This is a genomic window from Thermaerobacter sp. PB12/4term (assembly GCF_003403315.2).
Taxonomy (GTDB): domain Bacteria; phylum Bacillota; class Sulfobacillia; order Thermaerobacterales; family Thermaerobacteraceae; genus Thermaerobacter.
In genome coordinates, this window is record NZ_CP048407.1 from 2,142,566 (window position 1) to 2,162,499 (window position 19,934).

The 19,934-nt window shown below is 69.4% G+C and carries 15 protein-coding genes and 1 pseudogene; 7 read left to right on the forward strand and 9 right to left on the reverse strand.

Annotated features, from left to right (window positions below; all coding sequences use genetic code 11):
- From DYI95_RS08910 to DYI95_RS08930, 5 genes are all read right to left on the reverse strand, one after another.
- Window positions 1-999: an ABC transporter ATP-binding protein gene (locus DYI95_RS08910; protein ID WP_116900136.1), complete on the reverse strand. Its 999-nt coding sequence runs from the start codon at window positions 997-999 to the stop codon at window positions 1-3.
- A 188-nt stretch (window positions 1,000-1,187) separates the two neighbouring features.
- Window positions 1,188-2,066 (reverse strand): ABC transporter permease, encoded by an 879-nt coding sequence (locus tag DYI95_RS08915; RefSeq protein WP_116900135.1) that lies wholly within the window; start codon window positions 2,064-2,066, stop codon window positions 1,188-1,190.
- Between the two features lie 10 nt (window positions 2,067-2,076).
- Window positions 2,077-2,997: an ABC transporter permease gene (locus tag DYI95_RS08920; protein WP_116900134.1), complete on the reverse strand. Its 921-nt coding sequence runs from the start codon at window positions 2,995-2,997 to the stop codon at window positions 2,077-2,079.
- Between the two features lie 33 nt (window positions 2,998-3,030).
- Window positions 3,031-4,629 (reverse strand): ABC transporter substrate-binding protein, encoded by a 1,599-nt coding sequence (locus DYI95_RS08925; RefSeq protein ID WP_116900133.1) that lies wholly within the window; start codon window positions 4,627-4,629, stop codon window positions 3,031-3,033.
- Between the two features lie 64 nt (window positions 4,630-4,693).
- The gene (locus tag DYI95_RS08930) at window positions 4,694-6,067 is read right to left on the reverse strand and encodes a dipeptidase (protein ID WP_116900132.1); all 1,374 of its coding nucleotides are present in this window, start codon (window positions 6,065-6,067) and stop codon (window positions 4,694-4,696) included.
- Between the two features lie 410 nt (window positions 6,068-6,477).
- Here DYI95_RS08930 and DYI95_RS08935 point away from each other — a divergent pair, with 410 nt between their 5' ends.
- From DYI95_RS08935 to DYI95_RS08970, 7 genes are all read left to right on the forward strand, one after another.
- Complete coding sequence (locus DYI95_RS08935) at window positions 6,478-7,743, forward strand: Zn-dependent hydrolase (protein WP_243149721.1); 1,266 nt, start codon at window positions 6,478-6,480, stop codon at window positions 7,741-7,743.
- A 315-nt stretch (window positions 7,744-8,058) separates the two neighbouring features.
- Window positions 8,059-10,140 (forward strand): energy-coupling factor transporter ATPase, encoded by a 2,082-nt coding sequence (locus tag DYI95_RS11980; RefSeq protein ID WP_203530615.1) that lies wholly within the window; start codon window positions 8,059-8,061, stop codon window positions 10,138-10,140.
- The gene (locus DYI95_RS08950; protein ID WP_116900130.1) at window positions 10,127-10,969 is read left to right on the forward strand and encodes an energy-coupling factor transporter transmembrane protein EcfT; all 843 of its coding nucleotides are present in this window, start codon (window positions 10,127-10,129) and stop codon (window positions 10,967-10,969) included. The genes DYI95_RS11980 and DYI95_RS08950 overlap by 14 nt, the downstream gene beginning before the upstream one ends.
- A 26-nt stretch (window positions 10,970-10,995) precedes the next feature.
- Window positions 10,996-11,541, forward strand: coding sequence for an ECF transporter S component (locus DYI95_RS08955; protein ID WP_116900129.1), 546 nt, complete (start codon window positions 10,996-10,998; stop codon window positions 11,539-11,541).
- A 113-nt stretch (window positions 11,542-11,654) separates the two neighbouring features.
- The gene (locus tag DYI95_RS08960) at window positions 11,655-12,881 is read left to right on the forward strand and encodes a M20 family metallopeptidase (RefSeq protein WP_203530619.1); all 1,227 of its coding nucleotides are present in this window, start codon (window positions 11,655-11,657) and stop codon (window positions 12,879-12,881) included.
- 55 nt (window positions 12,882-12,936) lie between these two features.
- Window positions 12,937-13,737, forward strand: a complete 801-nt coding sequence (locus tag DYI95_RS08965) for an SDR family NAD(P)-dependent oxidoreductase (RefSeq protein ID WP_116900128.1) — start codon at window positions 12,937-12,939, stop codon at window positions 13,735-13,737.
- A 52-nt stretch (window positions 13,738-13,789) separates the two neighbouring features.
- Complete coding sequence (locus DYI95_RS08970; RefSeq protein WP_116900127.1) at window positions 13,790-14,920, forward strand: isocitrate/isopropylmalate dehydrogenase family protein; 1,131 nt, start codon at window positions 13,790-13,792, stop codon at window positions 14,918-14,920.
- Window positions 14,921-15,110: 190 nt separating this feature from the next.
- Here DYI95_RS08970 and DYI95_RS08975 read toward each other — a convergent pair.
- From DYI95_RS08975 to DYI95_RS08990, 4 genes and pseudogenes are all read right to left on the reverse strand, one after another.
- Window positions 15,111-15,355 (reverse strand): annotated as a pseudogene (locus DYI95_RS08975) (ABC transporter ATP-binding protein); the annotation flags it as partial.
- Between the two features lie 16 nt (window positions 15,356-15,371).
- On the reverse strand, window positions 15,372-16,853 hold the full coding sequence (locus DYI95_RS08980) for a CoA-acylating methylmalonate-semialdehyde dehydrogenase (RefSeq protein WP_116900126.1): 1,482 nt from the start codon (window positions 16,851-16,853) through the stop codon (window positions 15,372-15,374).
- A 3-nt stretch (window positions 16,854-16,856) separates the two neighbouring features.
- Window positions 16,857-18,176, reverse strand: a complete 1,320-nt coding sequence (locus tag DYI95_RS08985; protein ID WP_116900125.1) for an aspartate aminotransferase family protein — start codon at window positions 18,174-18,176, stop codon at window positions 16,857-16,859.
- Between the two features lie 413 nt (window positions 18,177-18,589).
- Entirely contained in the window at window positions 18,590-19,861 is a 1,272-nt protein-coding gene (locus DYI95_RS08990; RefSeq protein ID WP_116900124.1) for a PucR family transcriptional regulator ligand-binding domain-containing protein, read from the reverse strand.
- Between the last annotated feature and the right edge of the window lie 73 nt (window positions 19,862-19,934).

Here is a 19,934-nt window from a genome sequence, read left to right on the forward strand (position 1 = left end):
TCAGACCACCCCCTCCCCGGTCAGGCGCTCCGCCGCCAGATGGCAGGCCGCGTACCGCCCCTCGCCGAGCGGTTCCAGGCGGGGCTCGACCTCCCGGCAGGTGTCCGTGGCATAGGGGCAGCGCGGGTGGAACGGGCACCCCCCGGGCAGATGCCCAGGGCTCGGGACGGTGCCCTCGATGGCGGGCAGCCGCTCCCGGTCTTCGTCCAGGCGCGGGATGGAGCGCAGGAGCCCTTCCGTGTACGGGTGGACGGGATTGCGGAAGACCGAGTACACGTCCCCTTCCTCCACCACCCGGCCGGCGTACATGACGACGACCCGCTCGGCCATCTCCGCCACCACACCCAGGTCGTGGGTGATGAGCAGGATGGCCATGCCCAGCTCCTCTTTGAGCCGGCGCATCAGGTCGAGGATCTGGGCCTGGATGGTCACGTCCAGGGCCGTCGTCGGCTCGTCGGCGATGAGGAGCTTGGGATGGCAGGCCAGGGCCATGGCGATCATGACCCGCTGCCGCATCCCGCCCGACATCTGATGAGGGTATTCCCGCACGCGTCGCTCCGGCGCCGGGATGCCCACGTGTCGCAACATCTCCACCGCCTGTTCCAGGGCGTCCCGACGGCTCATGCCCCGGTGGAACATGAACACCTCGGCGATCTGGTCTCCGACGGTGAAGACGGGGTTGAGGGAGGTCATGGGCTCCTGGAAGATCATAGCAATCTCGTTGCCGCGAATGCGCCGCATCTCCTCGTCGGACAGGCGGAGGAGATCGCGCCCTTCGAAGACGATCTCCCCCGCCTCGATCCGGCCCGGGGGTGAGGGAATCAGGCGCAGGATGGAGAGAGCGGTAACGCTCTTGCCACAACCCGATTCCCCCACCACCGCCAGGGTCTCGCCACGACGAATGGCGAGATCGACACCGTTGACAGCGGGAACCAGCCCCTCTTCCGTCTGAAAGGTCGTCCGTAGACCTCGGATCTCCACCAAGTAGTCCTGCTTCATGCGCTCTCACGCTCCGTCCAACCAGCCACAAGACGCAGAGCGTAACGTGGCCATTTCGGCCCGGTACCTTCCGGCAGAGCCCGGCCCTGCCCACCTGCCATGCACAGCGGTGCCCCTTGGACTCTGCCCGCCTGCTTTCCTAGGAGCCCGCATTGGGGACACGCGCCGGTCACACGGCCTCGAGTCGCTCACGCGGCCTTGACGTTCCGCAGGCGCGGGTCCAGGGCATCCCGCAGCCCATCGCCGACCAGGTTGAAGGCGAGCACGGCCAGGAAGATGGCAACACCGGGGATGGTCGCCAGGTGGGAGGCGCTAAAGATATACTGCCGGCCCTCACCCAGCATCGCGCCCCACTCTGGGGTACCCGGGGGCACGCCCAGGCCCAGGAACCCGAGGCCGGAGGCGACGAGGATGGTCGAACCCATGCTCAGAGTCGCCTGCACGATGACCGGGGGCCACGCGTTGACCAGGATGTGACGGAAGATCACACGCCCGTCCGAGGCCCCAATGGAACGCGCGGCTTCCACGTAGGGCTGCTCCCTGAGCACGAGCACGACCCCCCGCACGATACGTACAAAGGCCGGGATCGTCCCGATGCCCACGGACAGCACGGCATTCTCGACGCCCACGCCCAGCGCTGCGACCAGCAACAGGGCCAGGAGGAAGGTCGGGAACGAGAGCAAGATGTCCGTAACCCGCTGAATGATCAAATCGACGAAGCCCCCGTAGTACCCGGACACGACCCCCAGAGGGACCCCCACGGCCAGGCCGATGGCCACCGCCAGGGCACCGATCGCGAGGGAGTAGCGCGCCCCGTAGAGGAGCCGCGCGGCCATATCCCGTCCCAGGTGGTCGGTCCCCAGCGGATGCTCACGCGACGGCGGCTGGAAGACGGCCGAGAGCTTCTGGGCCTGGGGGTCGTAGGACGTCAGCACGGGTGCCAGGATGGCCAGCAACGTGAGCAGCACCACGATGACCAGGCCGACGACGGCCGGCCTGTTACGACGAAACCGCCGCCAGAACGCCCCGCGCCGCGCCCGCTCGGGTGCCCGGCTCTCGGGTGCCATGGGCGCCGTCTCAACCGTAGCGGATGCGGGGGTCAACGTAGGCATAGAGCAGATCCACCCCAAGATTCAGAAGGATGATCATGGTCGAGTAGATCAGGACGATGCCCTGCACCATGGGAAAATCCCGGGCAAAGATGGAGTCCACGAGCAGGAGGCCGATACCCGGCCACGCGAACACGGATTCGGTGAGGACCGCACCGCCCAGCAGGGCCCCGAACTGTAGTGCCACCACGGTGACGATGGGGACCAGCGCGTTGCGTAGGGCGTGCCGGTAGATGATGCGCCGCAGCGGCAATCCCTTGGCCCATGCCGTCCGCACGTAGTCCTGCTCCAGCACCTCGAACATCGTGGCCCGGGTCATCCGTGCCACCAGCGCGACCGAATAGGCAGTGAGGGTCAGTGCAGGCAACACGATGCTCGCCGGCTCGTCTGCCCCGGCGGCAGGTAGCAACTGCAGGCGCACGGCAAAGAGCACGATGAGCAGGAGGCCCAGCCAGTAGACCGGCATCGAGACACCGAGCAGGGTACCAAAGGAGGCCAGGTAGTCGAACAGCGTGTAGCGGCGGGTGGCGGCGATCACCCCCGCCGCCACCCCCGTTATCGTCGCCAGGGCACCGCTCACCAATGCCAGTTCCAGGGTGTAGGGCAGCCGCGCCAGGATCTCACGCAACACCGGTTGCTGGGTACGGGCCGAAACACCCAGGTCACCCCGGATCAGCCGGGAAAGGTATGTCCCGTACTGCTCCAGGAACGGCCGGTCGAGTCCCAGCTGCGTGCGGATGCGCTCGACCTCCTCAGCGCTCGCCATAGGGCCTGCGACGACCACCGCCGGGTCGCCCGGAATGAGCCGCACGGTCAGGAACACGGCGAAGGTGACACCGAGCAAGGTGATAACGGCTGCGAACAGGCGCTTGATGATGTACCGCTTCATGGGCGATCGAGGCGGCCCCCTCCCGCATACCCGTCACTGAACCGGCCGCGCGTAGATGGCATCGAACTTCTCGTTGGGCAGGTACGAGATGTTGGTCACCTCGGCCGAGTGCACGATCGGGAACCGCTGCACCCAGAGGAAGATCCAGGGCGCGTCCTCCCAGATGATCCTGGCCGCCTCACAATACAGTTGCTGGCGCTTCGCCTGGTCGACCTCGCGGTTGGCCTGGGCCACCAGTTCCTCTACCCGCGGGTTGGTGTAGTAAGAGGACGCGAGGCCCTTGGGCGGGTGGTTGTCCTTGGTGAACTGCAGCATCTGCTGCTGGGCGTCCATGAAGGTCGGTGCCCAGCCCAGGATGTGGAGCTGCACCGTCGCCTGCTCGGGCGGTACCTGCACCGTGGCGGTGTAGGTCGGCCAGTCCATGGTCGACAGGGTCGTCTTGACGCCGACCTGCTGCAAGAAGTTGGCGATGGCCTGGGCGGCCTGATAGTCCTGCAAGTACCGCCCCGTCGGCGTGACGAACTTCAGCTCGAGGTTCGTCGCCCCGGCCTCCTGCAGCAGTTGCTTGGCCTTCTCGGGGTCGTACGGGTAAGGACCGGTCTGGCAGTACCCGAGCAGCGGCTTGGCCATGGGCGCGTCCATGACGTCGGCGGCGCCGAAGAGCACGTTCTTGATGATCTCTTCCTTATTCACTGCGTAGTTGAGGGCCTGCCGCACCCGCTTGTCCTTCAGCGCCGGGTGCTGGGTGTTGATCGCCACGAAGATCGTCCGGTCGCTGGGCGCGAGGAGGACCTTGACCTTGGGGTTCTTCTGCAACGCCGGGATGTCGGAGGTGGGCGGCAGGATGATCATGTCCACCTGCCCGGCCAGCAGGAGGCTCTCCCGGGTCGCGGCCTCGGGCACGATCTGGAACACGACCTGGTCATAGTAGGGCTTCTCGCCCCAGTAGTCCTGGAACTTCTCCAGGACGAGCTGGCTGCCCTTGGTGTACTGCTTCAACACGTATGGGCCCGTACCCACCGGGTGCTGATACGTCGTCATGCTGTTGCCGTGCTCGTTGACAGACTTCGGCGAGATCATTCCAGCGGCGGTGTACGTCAGAGCACCGAGCAGGTACGGCGCGGGCTCCTTGAGGTGGAGGGTCACGGTGTAGTCGTCCTTCACCTCCACACTCTGGATGACCGCATAGCTCGCCCGCAGGGGCATGCGTACCTCGGGGTTCAAGATCCGCTCGATGTTGAACTTGACCGCCTCGGCGTTGAACGGCGTGCCGTCGTGGAACTTGACCCCCTGCCGCAGCTTGAAGGTGATCGACCGCCCATCGGGAGCCACCTGCCAGGACTCCGCCAGGCCCGGCTGGATGTTCCCGTCCTTGTCGATCTTGACCAGCGTCTCGACGATGTAGTCCACCATGTTGGCCACGGTGGTCGTGGTCATGCCGGCGGGATCCAGCGTATCGGGATCGATGCCCACGGCGATGCGGAAGGTCTTGTCCCCACCCGCGCTGCTGTCGGATCCCTCCCCGGAGCTCCCGGAAGGGGCGGCCCCGCCGCCCGAGCAGGCGGAGAGCAGCAGGGCGGCGACCAGGACGACGGCCAACGCGACAACCCGCATGGACTTGAGCGGACGCATTCGGCTTCCCTCCTCGTCCCGCATGGTAGCTGTCACACCTCGCGACCCGGCCCGGGGCCCGCCGTCAGGCCTCCTCCCCCAGCCGCTGCAGCAACCGGACGTACCCTCGCTGCCCGCGGTCGAAGTTCTCCAGGCGGAAGAACTCGTCCGGCGCGTGGAAGCGCTCGTCCTCGACGCCGAAGGCCACGGTGATGGTGTGGGCGCCCAGGTGGGTGAGGAACAGGGCTAGGACGGGCACGGTTCCTCCCGTACGGATCAGGTAGGGCTCTTTGCCGTACACCTCGGCCAGGACCTGGCGGGCCGCCCGCAGGGCGGGCAGGTCCGGCGGCGCCACGTACGCCCGCGCGCTGCCGGGGAAGGGACGCACGGTCACCCGCACGCCCGGCGGGACGTGCCGCTCCACGTGGGCTTTGATGCAGGCGATGATCTCCTCCGGATCCTGTTCTGGCACGAGGCGGCAGGAGATCTTGGCGTGGGCCTCGTTGGGGAGGACGGTCTTGGTCCCCTCGCCCTGGAATCCGCCCCAGATCCCGTTGACCTCCAGCGTGGGACGAAGCCAGGCCCGCTCCAGGGTGGTGTAGCCGGGCTCGCCGAAGGTCACCGGCACGCCCAGGTTCCGGGCGTAGGCCTCCTCGTCGAAGGGGATGCGGGCCAGCATCTCCCGTTCCTCGGCGGACAGGGGCGCCACCCGGTCGTAAAAGCCCTCGACCAGGATCTTCCCGTCCGGGCTGCGCATGGACTCAAGCAGCCGGACCAGGGCGTGGATGGGGTTCTGGATCGTGCCGCCGTAGAGGCCGGAGTGAAGGTCGCTGCTTGCGCCCTGCACGTCGATCTGCAGGGCGCAGAGGCCGCGGGAGCCGACGGACAAGGAGGGCTGGTCCTCCGCCCAGTTGGCGCCGTCGGTGCTGATCACCAGGTCGCAGGCCAGGAGGTCCTTGTGCTGGGCGATGAAGGCGGGCAGCTGGGGGCTGCCGATCTCCTCCTGCCCCTCGAGGAAGAACTTGACGTTCAGGGGCAGGCGGCCCTCGCCGCGCAGGAGTGCCTCGACGGCGAACACCGCCAGGATGAAGTTGCCCTTGTTGTCGGAGGCACCCCGGGCGTAGACCCGGCCGTCCCGAATCGACGGCTCGAAGGGCGGGCTCGACCAGAGCTCCAGCGGGTCGACGGGCTGCACATCGAAATGACCATAGATCAGCACGGTGGGCTTGCCCGGCGCGTACAGCCACTCGCCATACACCACCGGGTGCCCGCCGGTCTCCATCACCCGCACGCCCTCGAGGCCCGCGGTCTCAAGCCGCCGTGCCACCCATTCCGCCGCCCGCCGGACGTCCTGGGCGTACTCGGGCAGGGCGGAGATGCTGGGGATGCGCAGCAGGTCGAGGTAGTCTTCGAGGAACCGGGTGCGGTGGTCATCCAGATACTGCTGCCACGACGCCATGGGCGCGACCTCCTCGTGTCACGTCGGGGTTGCCTCGTAATAAGCCGTCGGCCGGACTCCTCGGGCGGGGACAGCGGGTCGGCCAACGGCTCTTCGGAATTGGGCAACATGATTCACGTCGGCTCCCATCATGCCTGATGGTCCGTATGCAGCTTTTTGTGTGAATCACCCACTTCCCACCAATTTTCCCCTCTTGGTTTCACATTTCGAAACAAAGGGGGTCGCGTTGTTGTTTCACAGTCATACTCGGTAGGTTGAGCAATTCCTGCTGGCGAGGTGTGGGGATTCCTGACCGGCCGTTGCCGACGGGAGGTGTTCCGTGCCGGAAGGTGTTACGTACAGTAGAGGTCGAAGGAAGGGGGCGATCGCAGGAACCAGATCGAAGGAACCGCATGTGGAGGAAGGGAGACGTGAACACGGTGCCGGGGTCCCGCCCGACGGTGCGTGCCGAGCGGCTCTGGGCCGACATCATGCAACTCGCCACCTTCACGGAACCGGATCGCCCGTATACTCGCCGCGCGTTCACGGACGTGTATCAGGCGGGCCGGCGCTGGCTCGCCGCCCGCATGCAGGAGGCGGGCCTGGCGATCCGCGTCGACGCGGGTGGCAACCTGATCGGCCGCTGGGAAGGGACCGAGCCCGGGCGGGCACCTTTGATGCTGGGATCGCATACCGACACCGTTCTCGGCGGTGGGCGGTTCGACGGGGTGGTCGGCGTTCTCGGCGCCCTGGAGGCGGTGCGCGCCCTGCGGGAGGCAGGGGTACGGCTGCGCCACCCCGTAGAGGTCGTCGACTTTCTCGCGGAAGAACCCAGCGACTACGGACCCTCTTGCATCGGCAGTCTGGCGCTGACCGGAGGGCTCACGCCGGAGATGCTGGCAGAGGTCAACCCGGCTGGCGAAACCTTGGCCGCGGGCATCCGGCGCATGGGCGGGGACCCCCGCAGCCTCTCCGCGCCCCTGCGCCAGCCGGGCGAAATCGCGGCGTTTGTGGAGATGCACATCGAGCAGGGGCCCGTGCTCGAGCAGCGCGGTGTACCCATCGGGATCGTGACCGCCATCGCCAGCATGGAGTGGCACAGCGTGACCCTGGAGGGCCAGCCGGGTCATGCGGGGACGACTCCGATGGAACTGCGGCGCGATGCCCTGACGGCAGCGGCAGAGGTCATCCTGGCGGTCGAGCGTACGGGCCGTGAGCTTGCCACCAGCGGCCATTGCGTCGCGACCACCGGCCGCCTGCTCATCGAACCGAACAACGTCAACGTGGTCCCGGGCAAGGTCGGACTCACGGTCGACGTGCGTAGCCACGACCCGCGGCGGCTGGCGCAGGCCTGGACCGAGATCCGCACCGCCATCGAGCGGGTCGCCCGCACCCGCGGCGTGCAGTGGTCCAGCCGCTGCCTGGGCCGGGCCGAGGGAGCCGAGGCCGACCCGCAGGTGATGGAGGCCCTCGAGGGCGCGGCCCATGCGCTGGGCTATCCCACGCTGCGCCTGGCCAGTGGCGCCGGGCACGACGCCATGCACCTGGCGCGCATCGCCCCCATGGGCATGCTCTTCATCCCCTGCCGCGGCGGGCGCAGCCACTGCCCGGAGGAGTGGGCCTCGCCGGAAGATGTCGCCCGGGGCACCGAAGTCCTGGTGGGGGCCCTGCAGTGGCTGGACCGCAGCCTGCCGTGACGGCAGGCGACCGGACCGGCTACAGTCTCGGACTCTCGGTGAGGTGCGGTCTATGCGCTGCGACCGTCGCATGCACATGTGCAGTCGACCCGGCCCGCACATTGGCGCAGGAACCCCATACATTCGCCGAGATCTCCAGGGTCTGGATGCAACATGCCGTCTCCCACTCTACAGGTGGCAACACCTTGGGGCAGCACGAAATCGAAGGGCAAGTGGATAATAGGCCCTCCATCCGGCTTCATCGGAGCGCGCCCTCACCTGGCCGAGCGTCACTCTGTCGGCTGCGGCCGTGTCAAGTTGTACGAAGGAGTTTGGGTGTCGAGTGCGAAGGGATTCCGTCAACTGGGGGGGCGGCCGCGGGTTGCCGGTGACGCCATGAACTCCATTGCCCGGTACCTCATCGAAGCCCAAGACGTGGAATTCGTCTACTCCGCGCGGCTGGCCGCGCCGGTGCAGGCTCTGGCGGGCGTGTCCTTGCGGATCGAGGCCGGGGAGCACGTGGCCATCGTCGGGTCCAACGGCAGCGGCAAGTCCACCCTGGCCCGTCACTTCAACGCGCTCCTCCTTCCCGTCGCCGGCACCGTCTACGTGGGCGGCCACGACACCCGGCGGGTCACCGGGGATCCCACGCTGCGGAAACACATCCGGGCTACGGTGGGCATGGTCTTCCAGAACCCCGACAGCCAGATCGTCGCCACCATTGTCCGGGAGGACGTCGCCTTCGGCCCCGAGAACCTGGGCGTCCCGCGGGCTGAGATCGAGCGACGCGTGGAGGAGGCCCTGGCGTGGGTCGGCATGGACCGGGCGGCGCTGCGCCCGCCCCACCTGCTGTCGGCCGGCCAGCGGCAGCGGGTGGCCATCGCCGGCGTGCTGGCGATGCGGCCGCGGGCGGTGATCTTCGACGAAGCCACCGCCATGCTGGACCCCAGCGGTCGCCGCAGCGTCATGGAGATCCTCCACCGGCTGCACCGGGCAGGGGTCACCGTCATCCAGGTCACCCACCACATGGACGAGGCAGCCCAGGCGGACCGGGTCGTGATCCTGCACCGCGGGCGGATCGAGGCCGACGGGGCACCCGACGCCGTGCTGGTCGAACCGGACCGCATCAAGGGATTCGGCCTGGACGTCCCCCCGACGGTGGCCATCGCCCGCCAGGTGGCGAGGGCGGTGCCCGGCTTCCCGACCCGTGTCATGACCGTTGAAGAACTGGTGAAGGCCGTGCTGCAGCATGTCGACCGCAATGCCCGCCAGCGGGGCACTCCAGGGATGGAGCGGGGGACACCGCGGGACGAGCGGGCCACCCGGCGGCACGAGCGGGGTGGGCCGCGGGACGAGCAGGGCAATCCCCGGGACGCCCAAGGCACGCCGCAGAGCCAGCAGAACTTCTCGCGGGACGAGTTGAACCCTCCGTGGAATGGGGCCACTACGGCAGCGTTCCCGGCTCCGGGGCCCTCTGAGCCGCCGCCGGCGGCCGGTTCGTCCGGCCTTGGAGGCGGATACCGGCACCTCCCCGACCCCGTGATCGTCGTGGAAGAGCTGACCCACGACTACCTGCGGGGAACACCCCTGGCCCACCGGGCCCTAGAGGATGTCTCCCTGGCCGTAGGTGCCGGCGAGGTGGTGGCCATCATCGGCCAGACGGGGTCCGGCAAGTCCACCCTCATCCAGCATTTCAACGGGCTGCTGCGGCCCCACAAGGGTCGGGTCCGGGTGGCGGACTTCGACCTGGCGAACCCGCGGGTCGACGTGCGCGCCCTGCGCCGGCGCGTGGGCATCGTCTTCCAGCGGCCGGAGGACCAGCTGTTCGAGCGGTACGTGGGGGACGACGTGGCCTTCGGCCCGTACAAGTACGGCCTCCGCGGCGAGGCGCTGCGCGAGCGGGTGCGCTGGGCGCTGGGCATCGTCGGCCTGGACTTCGAGACCTTCCGGGACCGGCCCATCTTCGCTCTCAGCGGCGGCCAGCGCCGCAAGGTGGCGTTGGCCGGTGTGCTGGCCTTGCGACCTGAAATCCTGGTGCTGGACGAACCGACGGCCGGCCTGGACCCGCAGAGCCGGGACGAGCTCCTGTCGATCCTGGCCGAGCTGCGGGAGCGGGAAGGGCTGACGGTGGTCCTGGTCAGCCACAACCTGGACGAGGTCGCCCGCCTGGCCGACTATGCCTACGTCATGGTGGGCGGCCGTGTGGCCCTGCACGGGACGCCCCGGGGGCTCTTCGCCAACCCGGCGGCCCTGGAAGCCGTGGGGCTCGACGTGCCCCCGGCGTGCCGGGTGGCCCATGAGCTGCGGGCCGCCGGCCTACCCATTCCCGCCGGTGCCATCCACCCCCACGAGGTGGCGGAAGCCATCACCCGGGTGCTGACGGTGCCCGAGGAGGCGCAGGACCGTGCAGGAGTTTGACCTCCTTCGCAACGTCACCATCGGGCAGTACCTGCCCACGGGGTCGGTGATCCACCGGCTGGACCCGCGGGCTAAGCTGCTGTCCGCAACCGTGCTCATCGTCGCCATCACGGCCAACGCCAGCTACGCCGGGCACGCGGTGCTGCTGCTGGTCCTGGCCGGGATCCTGACCCTGGCCCGCATTCCTCTGGACTACGCCCTGCGCGGGGTGCGCCCCGCCCTACCCTTCCTGATCATCCTGGCCCTGATCCAGCTGCTGTTTTTCGGCCGGAGCATCGACCCGTCGAGCCCGGTGCTGTGGGAATACGGGTTCGTCGTGATCACCCGGGCCACGGTCAAGGCCATCGTGGTCTCCTTCTTGCGGCTGGTCGAGCTGATCTTCCTGGCCAGCGCGGTGACCTTCTCCACCGCGGTCACCGAGCTGTCCCACGGGATCGAGGGTCTCTTGCGCCCCTTCCGGCGGCTGCGCGTCCCCGCCCACGAGCTGGCCCTGATCGTGACCATCGCCCTCCGCTTCGTGCCGACCTTCGCCCAGGAGCTGGAGCGGATCATGAAGGCCCAGGTCTCCCGGGGGGCCGACTTCGGCGCCGGCGGCCGGTTCAACTTCGTGCGCCGGACGGTGAGCATCCTGCCCCTGCTGGTGCCGCTGTTCACCATCGCCCTGGAACGGGCGGAGGAACTGGTTCTGGCCATGGAGGCCCGGGGCTACGTGGGCGGGCAGGATCGCTCCGCGCTGGTCGAGCTCAAGGCCACGTGGCGGGACGCGGTGGCAATCCTATGCAGCCTCGCGGTGTCCACGCTGGTGCTGGTCGCGAGGTTCCCGTTCTAAAGCCATCGGGAAAGGGGGTGAACGCCTTGTCCAACTACAGCCTGTCGGTGCGGAAGATCGTCATCGCGGGGGTGTTGGCTGCCGTCGCCATTCTGCTGGGGGTCACGCGGCTCGGGTTCATCCCGATGCCGACGGGCGTCAACGCAACCATCATGCACGTCCCGGCCATCATCGGGGCGGTGGTCGAAGGCCCGCTGGTGGGTGCCATCATCGGCACGATCTTTGGCATCTTCAGCCTCGTCAACGCTACGCAGCCGCTTTTCATGGACCCGCTGGTGGCCATCCTGCCGCGCATCTTCATCGGCATCACGGCCTACTACGCCTACGCCGCCCTGCGGCGTAACGAGTGGCTGGCCCTGGGTGCCGCAGCGGCCGTCGGGACCCTGACGAACACGGTCCTGGTCCTGACCATGGCCACCCTGCGCGGGTACCTCCCGGCCAACGTCGCCCTCACCGTCGGGGTCACCCACGGCATCCCGGAGATCATCGTCGCCGCCATCGTCACCTATGCCGTGGCCGTGCCCTGGAAGCGGCTCGACGCCGGCCGGGTTCAGCGGGCCCGGAGGGTGTGAGGGGAACAGGGCGGGGGTGGGTGAGCCGCCCGCCTGGGTGCCTCGCCCACCCGTTTGCCTCGCAATGGTGGTCCGCCTGTGCATCGCGTCAGCGCCAGGGAGGAAGTCACGGAGTGGAACCCGGGATCGTGGAACGCGTGTTGCGATACGTGGATGCCGAGTTACTGGTCGAGCTCACCCGCTCCTTGATCCGCATCGACAGCGTCTACCGGCCCGAACGGGGAACGGGCGAGGCCGGCGTGGCCCGTTACGTGACCGAGCTCCTCGAGGCGTGGGGCTTTTCCGTCCGCGTCGAAGAGGCGGCGCCGGGGCGCCCCAACGTCCTGGCCGAACTGTGCGGCACCCGGGAGGGGAAGACCCTCCTGTTCGAGGCCCACAGCGACGTGGTGACGGAGGGCGACGCAAGCCTCTGGACCTATCCGCCTTTCGAAGGTGTGGTGGTGGACAACCGCATCTACGGGCGGGGGGCCTGCGATACCAAGGGGAACCTGGCGGCCGCCATGGTGGCGCTCAAGGCCATCAAGGACGCCGCCGCAGACTTCGGGGGGCGGATCCTGCTGGCGGTCCCCGTCGACGAAGAAGGCCTGATGATCGGCATCAAGAAGATGATCGAGTCCGGCTGGTGCAACGAGGTCGACGGCGCCATCATCTGCGAGCCCGAGGAGAACCAGCTCTGCATCGCCCAGAAGGGGGCGCTGCGCATCGGCATCCGGGCCCACGGCAAGATGGCCCACGGTGCCATACCCCGGGCGGGGATCAACCCCATTACCCCGGTATGCCGGATGGTCGCCCGCCTGGCCGAGCTGGAGCGAAGCGAGGGCGCGCACCACGGGGAGGATCCGCTGGTGGGCTGGCCGAGCATCACCCCCACCATCTTCCTCGCGCCGCCCAGCGGTGAGCCGCAGATCAACGTCATTCCCAACCAGGCGTACGTCACGCTGGACGTTCGTACCACCCCGCGGCAGGACCACGGGTTTCTGAAGGAGGCCGTCCTGAACATCGCCCGCGAGGAGGCGGACAAGGTGCCGGGCCTCCGCGTGGAAACGGCGGTCATCGACGACCGCCCATGTACCTACACCCCGCCCGACGACCCCGTCGTCCAGGCCGCCGCCGAGGCGGTGCGCCTGGTCACGGGTCGCGAGCCGCAGTACAACGGCGTTCCCGGGGCCACCGACGGGACGTTCCTGTGGGCCTGGAAGGGGATTCCCATCGTCACCTTCGGCGCCGGGAAGCGGGAAGTCCCCCACCAGGTGGACGAGTACGTGGACATTCCCGAGCTGATCGAGACGGCCCGCCTGTATGCAGCGGCGGCCATGATCTTCCTGTCGACACGGCGATAGGGGTAGCAGGAGCACATTTCCGCGGTGCGCCCGGGCGTCGCGAGGAGGCATGGATATGGGCAGGTACCGCGACATGTTCGACCTCACCGGGCGGGTCGCCCTGGTGGCCGGTGCCGCATCCGGCCTGGGCCGGGCGTCAGCCCTTGCCCTGGCCGACTTCGGCGCCTTCGTGGTCGCTGCCGACCGGGACGCCGCCGGGGTGGAGGCCCTGGTTCGGGAGCTTGAGGCCGGCGGGACCCAGGGCCAGGCCGTGGGCCTCGACATCCGCGACCGGGACCAGGTCCGCCGCACCATCGCCGGCATCGTGGAGCGCCACGGCCGCCTGGACGTGGCCGTGACGACACCCAGCGTCAACATCCGCAAGCGGCTACTGGACTACGCTGACGACGAGCTGGACCGGGTGCTCACCCTGAACCTGAAGGGCACGTTCAACGTCCTGGTGGAAGCCGCGCGGGTCATGGCGGGCCGCGGCCAGGGAAGCCTGATCGCCTTCGCCTCCATCCGCGCCCAGGTGGTCGAACCCGGCCAGGGCGTCTACGCCGCCACCAAGGCGGGGACGGTCCAGCTGATCAAGACCCTGGCGGCGGAGCTCGGCCCCCGCGGCGTCCGGGCCAACGCCGTGGCGCCGGGCGTCATCGACACCCCGCTGACGCAGCCCCTCAAGAACCACCCGGAGTGGTACGGCGCTTACGCCGCCAAGACGGCCCTCGGCCGGTGGGGGACGCCGGACGAGGTGGCGGCCGCCGTGGTCTTCCTGGCCGCCGACGCCAGCCGCTACGTCACGGGTTCGGTGCTCACCGTCGACGGGGGATGGACCGCCATCGACGGCCGCTACGACCCGCCCCTCAACCCGTGACCCCAGTCGGACGAACCCGGCGGACCGTGATCGCCAGGCAGGGGGTGACGCCATGCAGTCCACCGCGCCCAAGCAGACCGTCCAGCCCGTGCAGCCCGCGCAACCCGTGCATCCGGTCCGGCTGGCGGTCATCCCAGGGGACGGTGTAGGACCCGAAGTGATCGAGCAAGCCCTCCGCGTGCTGCAAGCCATCGAAGAGGCAACAGGCCACCGGTTCCACACCGTGACCTTCCCCTGGAGCTCGGAGCACTACCTTCAGACCGGTCACGTGGCCCCGCCGGGCTTCCTCGATACCCTGCGCGGCTTCGACGCCATCCTGCTGGGGGCCATGGGCGACCCGCGCGTCCCGGATCCCATCTCCGTGGGCCTGGTCCTGCAGATACGCAAGGGGTTCGACCTGTACGTCAACCTTCGCCCCGTCCGGCGGCTGTCCGGCGCCCCGTCGCCCCTCGCCCATGCCCCCACCGTCGACATCCTGTTCGTTCGGGAGAACACGGAAGGCGAGTACTCCGACGCGGGCGGGCGGCTGAACGCAGGGCATCCGGACGAACTGGCCCTGCACACGGCGGTCTTCACCCGGCGGGGCATCGAGCGCATTGCCGTCTTCGCCTTCGAGCAGGCCCGCCACCGCCGCCGCATCGTCACCAGCGTTTCCAAGGGCAACGCCCTGCCCCACACCTTCGGCCTGTGGGACGAGGTGGTCCGGGACGTGGCCCGCCACTTCCCTGACGTGCGGCTGGAGACCGTGCTGGTCGACGCCATGGCGTACCACCTGGTGCGCCAGCCGGAGCGGTTCGACGTGGTGGTAGCGTCCAACCTCTTCGGGGATATCCTGACGGACCTGGGCGCTGCCCTGCAGGGCGGCCTGGGCCTGGCTGCCAGCGCCAACATCAACCCCGCCGGGCCGTATCCGGGGATGTTCGAGCCGGTCCACGGATCCGCCCCCGACATCGCGGGCCGGGGCATCGCCAACCCCATCGGGGCCATCTGGTCTGCCGCCCTGATGCTGGACTACCTGAAGGACCGGGGCCGCCTGCCGAATGGCGACCGGCTGGCCGGCGCGGTGCTGCAGGCCATCGCGGACGTGCTCCGGGAGGGACCGCACACGCCGGACCTGGGCGGGACGGCAACCACCCGTGAGGTCGGCGAGGCCGTGGTGCGGCAACTCGCCCGGCTCCTGTGAGGATGCGTGGCGGGATGACTGCGAGGCGATTCAGCCCGTGGGGTTGGCTTTTCGGGCCGGGTCCCACCTCGAGCCCCTCGACGCAGGTCGCCCCCGGCGTATCGCACCCGCACCGGAGGGGTATCGCCCACGTGCACCCGCACGGGCCGCGGTGCCGCGGATAGGCGCGCGGCGCGGACCGGCCCCGCCTTCACGCCCCCAGGTAGGCTTCCGTCACCCGCGGGTCGCTGGCCACCTCCGCGGCCGGCCCGGCCAGCACGATGCGGCCCGTCCCAGCACACCGCTGCGGCTGGTCACCTGCAGGGCGGCGTGGGCGTTCTGCTCCACCAGCAGGATCGTCGTGCCGGGCTGGCGGATCTCGTCGATCACCGCGAAGATCTCCCGAACCAGGATCGGAGCCAACCCCATGGACGGCCCGTCAAGAAGCAGCACCCGGCCGCTGCGGGCCCGCTCACCAGCGGCTCGTCACCATCTTGACCTCGGTATAGAACCGGACCCCGTCCTTGCCGGTGGCGTGCAGGTCCCCGTAGAAGGATGCCTTCCACCCCGAGAAGGGGAACCAGGCCATGGGCGCGGCCACCCCGATGTTGATCCCGAGCATGCCGGCCTCGATGCGGTAGCGGAACGTCCGTGCCGCCGCGCCGCTCCGGGTGAAGATGCTGGCGGCGTTGCCGAAGCGGGACCGGTTCGCCACGTCGATAGCGGTATCCAGGTCGGGGACCCGGATCACCGACAGCACGGGACCGAAGATCTCGTCGCACGCGATCTCCTGCTCCGGTCGCACGTGGTCGAAGATCGTCGGCCCGATCCAGAACCCGCCCGCCGGCCCCCGCAGGTGCGGGTGGCGGCGGCCATCCAGCACCAGGGACGCCCCCGCCCGCACGCCCCGTTCGATGTAGCGGGCGATGCGGTCCCGGGCCTCGGCCCGGATCACCGGGCCCATGTCGACCTCGGGATCGGTCCCCTCGCCCACCACCAGGTTCCGCGCCGCCTCGCAGAGGGCCCCCACCAGGGGATCGCCCACGTCCCCCACGGCCACGACGACGCTGCCGGCCAGGCAGCGCTGGCCGGCGGAACCGAAGGCCGAGCCCACCACCGACGCCACGGTGGCCTCCAGGTCCGCGTCGGGCATGACGACCAGGTGGTTCTTGGCCCCTCCCAGAGCCTGCACCCGCTTGCCGTGCCGGGCCGCCTCGGCGTAGACGTACTGCGCCACCGGCTGCGACCCCACGAAGGAGACGGCCTTGACGTCGGGGTGGGCGAGGAGCCCGTCCACGACGTCCCGCCCGCCATGGACCACGTTCAGCACGCCCTCCGGCGCGCCGGCCTCCAGGAACAGCTCCGCCAGTCGAACGGCCGTCAGCGGGGTCCGCTCCGACGGCTTCAGCACGAAGGTGTTGCCGCACGCCACGGCGATGGGGAACATCCACAAGGGGATCATGGCCGGGAAGTTGAACGGGCAGATCCCGGCGACCACCCCCAGGGGCACCCGGACCATCTCGCTGTCGACCCCGCGGGCTACGTCTTCCGCCATCTCCCCCAGCAGCAGGGTCGGCGCCCCCGCGGCGAACTCGACCACCTCGATGCCCCGCCGCACCTCGCCGCGGGCTTCGGCCAGGGTCTTCCCGTGCTCCCGGGTGACGGACAGGGCCAGCTCTTCGAAGTGCTTCTCCAGGAGCTCCTTGTACCGGAACATCAGCCGGGCCCTCTCCACCGGAGGAACCCGGCGCCACGCCGGGTACGCCTTCGCTGCCGCCTCCACGGCGGCCGCCACCTCCGCCCCGGTGGCGAAGGGCACCCGGGCGATGACCTCCCCGGTGGCGGGGTTGTACACCGGCTCCCACCGCTGCGCGGCCGGCGTGATCCACTTGCCCCCGATCAGCGCCGGCACGGCGGCTGCCGGTTCGTCCCGTTCCAAGGGCAGTTGGGCCACGGCTCACACCTCCATGTACGGCTGGACCTCGGCCATTGCCTCGTCCATGATCCGGAGCATCTCCTCGGCGTCGCTGCGGGTCACGTTCAGGTGCGGGGCGATCCGCGCCACGTGGCCGTAGAGGCCCCCCTTGCCGATCAAGAGGCCGCGCTTGCGGGTCGCCTCCAGCCACCGGCTGAGCAGGTCCGGCGCCGGCCGCTTGCCCCCGTGCACCAGCTCCACGCCGATCATCAGCCCCATGCCGCGGACGTCGCCCATGCACGGGTACTTCTCTTGCAATGCCTTGAGCCCGTCCATCAGGAACCCGCCCACCCGGGCCGCGTTCTCGGCCAGGCCCTCCTCCACGATCACGTCGATCACGGCCAGGGCCGCGGTGGCCGAGACGGGGTTGCCGCCGAAGGTGGAGATGGTGCTGTGGCGGAAGGAGCGGGCGACCTCGTCGGTGGTGATGGTCCAGCCGATGGGCAGGCCGTTGGCCATGCCCTTGGCCGACGTCATGACGTCGGGTTCCACGCCCCAGTGCTGGATGCCCCAGAGGTAGGTGCCCGTGCGTCCCCAGCCGGTCTGGACCTCGTCGCAGATGAACAGGCCGCCGTACCGCCGCACGATGGAGACCACTTCCCGGAAGTACTCGGGCGGCGGGGTGATGAACCCGCCCACCCCCTGGATGGGCTCGGCGACGAAGGCGGCCACCCGGCCCGAGGTGGCGGTCTGGATCAGTTCCTCCACGTCCCTGGCGCAGCGCAGGTCGCAGGACGGGTAGGTCAGCCCGAAGGGGCAGCGGTAACAGTAGGGACTGGCCAGATGGTGCACCCCGGGCACCGGTGTGGCGGCCCGGTAGGCGTGGGTCCCGCCCAGGGTCATGGTCAGCATCGAGCGGCCGTGGTAGCTGTGGCGCAGGACGATGACGTCGTCGCAGCCGGTGTGGGCACGGGCCACCACCAGGGCGGTCTCGTTGGCCTCGGTGCCGCTGTTGGTGAAGAAGCTGCGCTGGAGCCGCCCCGGCGTCAGCTCCGCCAGCCGCTCGGCCAGCCGCACCTGGGGCTCGGTGACGTAGAGGGTCGAGACGTGCTGCAGCGTCCGCAGCTGGCGGGCGACCCGTTCCGTCACCTGCGGGTGGCAGTGGCCCAGGCTGACGGTGAGGATGCCGCCGAAGGCGTCCAGGTACTGCCGCCCCTGATCGTCCCAGACGTACTTGCCCTCACCCCGGACGATGACCAGCGGCTCTTCGTACAGGGTGGCCAGGTTGGGAAACAGGTACTCCCGCTGCTTGCGGCGAAGGTCGTCGCCCTCATGGGCCACGGCGGGCATGGCATCGGCCATGGATCTCCCCTCCCGCGGGACATGGATCCATGGAGGAGTTCGCCAGCCCACCCGCCGGCGCCTTGCGACAGGTTGACCCTAGGAACGGGAACAGGCTATCCGTGCCGGTCGAACCGGCCGGAACCGGCTGGGCGAAGCGGGAGCAGCTGTCGTCAGGAGATGCCCCAGGGGCGGCGCGGCCGCGTTCGTCCCCATCGGAGTACCGCCCCCAGGCGCAGCCCCCTCGCGGCTTGCTTCCCCACCTCATGAGCACGGACTCGCGGGGTGCCACGGTCGTCGTTTTGCGTATGGGCGCTGCCTCGCGGAGGGCATGGCCGAGCGCTTGGCCACCGTGGGCAGTCGCCTGCCCCGCCAGGGCTCGCCGTTTCCGCCCATGTCCGGCCGTACGCCCGTCGACAAAACGGCACCCCGGCTCACTCCTCCGGATACAGGCCGAGCAGCTGCGACGCCCGGATCGCCAGGAGCAGCGTGGCCCGCCGGTCGCACTGGTCGAAACCGGGTCCCAACAGCTCCTCGAGCCGGGCCAGCCGCCGGTAGAGGCTCTGGCGACGCAGGTGCAACACCTTGGCCGTGGCCGACACGTTGAAGTTGTGCTCAAGGAGCGCCAGGAGGGTGCGCAAGAGCTCGGGCCGCTCGTTCCGGGGCGTCTTGAGCAAGGCCCCGAGTTCGGTCTCCACCAGGCGCCGGAGGGCGGGCTCGGGGATCGCGAGCAGGAATTGGCCCAACTGCAGCTGGTCGAAGTGCACGTGGGGCCAGGGACGCCGCACCGACTGGAACCGCAGGACGGCCATGGCTTCCCGCAAAGCGGCGTTCAACCCGCCCAACGAGTCCCGGGGCCGGCTGACGCCGATGCGCAGGGGCACGGACCGGCCCTTCGAGGAGTAGGGACCATTCCGGCGGAGCATGGGGATCAAGGCATCCCAGGCACTGCGCAACGACGCAGGCGACGGACCGGTGAGGATGACCTTGGCGATCTCCCCCCGGCTTGAACACGCCAGTCGAGCCACCGCCGTACCGGCAAGCCCCCGGGCCGCCCGCGGCACCGCCTGGCGCACGTGGTGAACGGCTTGTTCGAGGGCAACGGCCGCGCCCGCCCGCTCCATCCCTGCCGCCTTGATCAAGCCCAGGACCACCCAGGGGCCCGCATCCAGGCCCGCTGCTTCGAGGCGTTCCCGGGCGATGGGCTCCGCCCACGGGCCGGCCAGCAGCATCTCCGCCAGTTCGTCCTCGTCGAAGCCGGCGGGACGGCGGCCCGTGTCCAGGATCCGGCGGGCGACCTCCTCCGCGATCAGCCGGAAGCGGACTTCCGATCGCCAGACCACCAAGGGAAGCCCGTGGACCTCACAAGCTTCCACCAGGGCAGCGGGCGGCTCGTGAATCCACTGGACGAGCTCCAGCCCCACCGCCACGACACCGGCCTCGGCCAGCGAGGCGGCGTACGTACGCAGCTCGTCGGGGGCTGCATCCTGGAACCGCATGCCCGTCGTAAGGAGAAACTCGCCACCGGTGAGAAGCCGGGCGATGTCCAGCAGCTCCGAGATGTGCACCCAGCGGACCGGCCGGTTCATCCCCTGACGGCCGGCCACCACCTCGGCTCCGGCCGCTGAGGGAAGGAACAGGACGTCACGTACGGTGACGCCTTCCCGTTGAGGACGATTCGGTTGCGGTACCGCCGCGACCGCCATGACAGCCCCCCCTGGATCCCCCGTGGGCACCGGCGGCGGATGCCTTCATTGCGCGGTGACGCCTTGTGGCAAG